This window comes from Fulvivirga aurantia, assembly GCF_009711475.1.
GTDB classification, from domain to species: domain Bacteria; phylum Bacteroidota; class Bacteroidia; order Cytophagales; family Cyclobacteriaceae; genus Fulvivirga; species Fulvivirga aurantia.
Genome location: NZ_SMMD01000434.1, coordinates 1 through 2,711 on the forward strand (window position 1 = coordinate 1; position 2,711 = coordinate 2,711).

At 39.1% G+C, this 2,711-nt stretch carries 4 protein-coding genes; 1 reads left to right on the forward strand and 3 read right to left on the reverse strand.

Annotated features, from left to right (window positions below):
• Positions 1 to 849 (forward strand): DUF2911 domain-containing protein (locus E1176_RS02695; RefSeq protein ID WP_155209039.1); only part of this gene is annotated, 849 nt, incomplete at its 5' end.
• A gap of 65 nt (positions 850 to 914) precedes the next feature.
• Here the strand turns inward: E1176_RS02695 and E1176_RS02700 are convergent.
• The 3 genes from E1176_RS02700 to ku form a co-directional block, all read right to left on the reverse strand.
• A complete protein-coding gene (locus E1176_RS02700) occupies positions 915 to 1,211 on the reverse strand; it encodes a hypothetical protein (RefSeq protein ID WP_155209040.1) in 297 nt (98 codons plus the stop codon).
• 13 nt (positions 1,212 to 1,224) lie between these two features.
• Positions 1,225 to 1,851 carry a tetratricopeptide repeat protein gene (locus tag E1176_RS02705; RefSeq protein WP_155209041.1) on the reverse strand — a complete coding sequence of 209 codons (627 nt, stop codon included), beginning with the start codon at positions 1,849 to 1,851 and terminating at the stop codon, positions 1,225 to 1,227.
• 33 nt (positions 1,852 to 1,884) lie between these two features.
• Positions 1,885 to 2,711, reverse strand: an 827-nt coding sequence (gene ku, locus E1176_RS02710; protein WP_155209042.1) for a non-homologous end joining protein Ku, incomplete at its 5' end; no start/stop codon positions are given.

Genomic DNA, 2,711 nt, shown 5'->3' on the forward strand with positions numbered 1-2,711 from the left:
ACAGCTGTAGCTTCAGCCTTTATTTTTTTTGGAGCTCAGGCTCAGATTGTAACACCTCAACCAAGCCCGTCTGGTTCTGTTAGCTCAAAAGTTGGACTAACTGACGTAACTGTAGATTACTACAGACCAAAAGTAAAAGGAAGACAGATCTTTGGCGCAGGCGATGACTACCTACAGCCTTACGGACAAACCTGGAGAACTGGAGCTAATCAGGGCTCTGTGCTTACCTTAAGTACCGATGCTATGATTGCCGGTAAAGAAGTAAAAGCTGGTGAATACTTGATATTTACTGTACCAGGTGAGAATGAGTGGTCTTTCATGCTTTACTCTGACTTAAGCATTGGCGGTAACGTAGCGGCTTATAAAAAAGAAAATGAAGTGTTGAGCACTACAGTAAAACCAACTAAACTGGGAAGAAGCATCGAAACACTTACATTCCTGATTTCTGATATTAGTGAAGATAATACTTCTGCCAATATCGAAATGATGTGGGATGATGTATCTATCAAAGTGCCTATGAAGGTAAACTTCGATCAGCAGGTAATGGCTGACATTTCGGCAAAAACTAAAGTAAACCCGGCTAACTATGTGCAAGCAGCCAATTACTACTATGCTACTGGTAAAGACATGGAGCAAGCTCTTGAGTGGATCAACATGTATCTTGCGAATGAAAACACTAAAAATCAATTTTGGAACATTCACCTAAAAGCTCAGATTCTAGCTAAAATGGGTAAGAAGAAAGAGGCTATAGAAACAGCTAAAAGATCTATCGAAGTGGCTAAAGCCAACGAAGGTGGTGATTTTGGTTACGTTAAAAGAAACGAAGAGCTAATTGCCTCATTGAAGTAATTCAAATACGACTATTTTAATAAGCCGACTTGCTTTTAAAGCATGTCGGTTTTTTGTTTTGGTACTTACATGGCTTTCTTGTCCTGTTTCTTTGCCTTACTTCTTCCGGCCTTTAGCATTGGTTTTTGAGCCAATTTCAGTAATCGTTCAGCATTGCCTTCAGTGACTTGAGGTATAAATTCAGCCAACTTCGTTCTTAGCTCATCAGCTTTTGCATCTTCCCTACCTTGCAAGTATTCAGAAATTTCACTTAAAACAATGGCCAATTTTTCTGCCTGTGTTTCCTGATAAGGAGAATTATTAATCTCCTCTCTAAGTTGATTAAAATGGCCTTTTAATATCAAATCAATTGTTGAGTCCATAGTTTGTAAGTGTTTAACCGTGTGACAACATCGTCTTTTGCAAGCTATTAATCAGTCTATTAACGTGCTCATGGTCGTCATCAATGAGTATTTTATATTTTTTCAAAACTCTTATTGCCTCCTTAAACTGATTATCTAAGGCAAGTACTAACCCCAGGTTGTAGTAAGCGCTGGCAAACTCAGGCTCTATCTCTAGTACCAATTCGTAATGTATTTTAGCCAAAGCCTTATTTCCAACCTCAGAGTAGACGTTTGCCAAATTATAGTGTGCCTCAAAATGTCGTGGATCAGCCTTGAGTGATTTGGTAAAACTATCTATGGCTTTGGCAAATTGTTTCTCTTCAGATTCGATTATGCCCAAGTTACAATACGCATCAGCTTCTGAGTCTTTGGCATTTATAGCTCTTAAGTAAAACTCTTTTGCCTTATCGAGTTCACCTTTCTCATCTAGTGACAAGGCGTACTCAAAATCGCTCTCATGCCTGTGTGTCCGCATCTCCACCACCTTTGCCTCAGGTGGTGGCGTTTTAAACATGTTGAGTTGGCCATAGTCTTCCAGATTGACTTTTTTGCGTTTTTTAACCCGCTTATAGCCAATTCGTGTATTGTCGCTTAAAGGAAATTTTACAACTTTAGCCATGATAGAATAAGCTCAAATGATCATGCAAAGAGCCTAACTTGCTTTTTTCTTCGATTTCTCTTCTTTCTTCTTTCCGGTAGCCTTTTTCATTGGCTTCTTCTTAGACTTCGCCTGATCGATACTTTCCTTAAGAGCAGTCATGATATCTACCACTTCAGGTTCTTCTTCAGAAACCGTAACCACTTCTTTTCCTTCTATTTTAGCATCAATCATTTCTCTCAATGCTTCTTTATAGTGATCGGTAGTATCTATATCCTCAAACTTCTTGGCCATGGTATCTACCAGTGTTTTGGCCATTTTGAGCTGCTCTTTGTCTGCTGTATCTACCTCATCAATTTTTGGTACATCTTTCATGCTTCTCACTTCATCGGGGTTTCTGAGCTTGTATAACATCAGCCCTCCGTCATTTGGAGTTAGAAGCACTACATTCTCCTTATCACGCAGCACAACCTTTCCCACACCCGTTTTTCCGGACTCTTTGAGTGTGTGCATCAGTAATGCGTATGTTTTGGCTGCTACATCACCATCAGGTCCGATAAAATAAGGTGCATCATATAATGTCGGGTGAATTTCATCAGCATCTACAAAACCTTCAATCTCTATTACTTTAGTACTTTTGAGTTTGATCTTCTCAAAATCCTCCTGCTCAATAATTACATATTGCCCCGGCTCGTATTGATATCCTTTTACTATCTCTTCGTTCTTCAATTTCTCACCCGTCACTTTATCGACCTTATCATAACCCACAGGGTTTTTGGTCTCTTTAGACAATTGGTTGAATCGAATACTTTGCGTGGAATCAATAGCGTTATAAATCCGAATAGGAATTGTTACTAATGAAAATCGAATATGACCTTTCC

Bases quoted from the DNA above. Each gene is read 5' to 3' on its own strand.
- E1176_RS02700 (WP_155209040.1), bottom strand. From the start codon at position 1,211: ATGGACTCAACAATTGATTTGATATTAAAAGGCCATTTTAATCAACTT.
- E1176_RS02705 (WP_155209041.1), bottom strand. From the start codon at position 1,851: ATGGCTAAAGTTGTAAAATTTCCTTTAAGCGACAATACACGAATTGGC.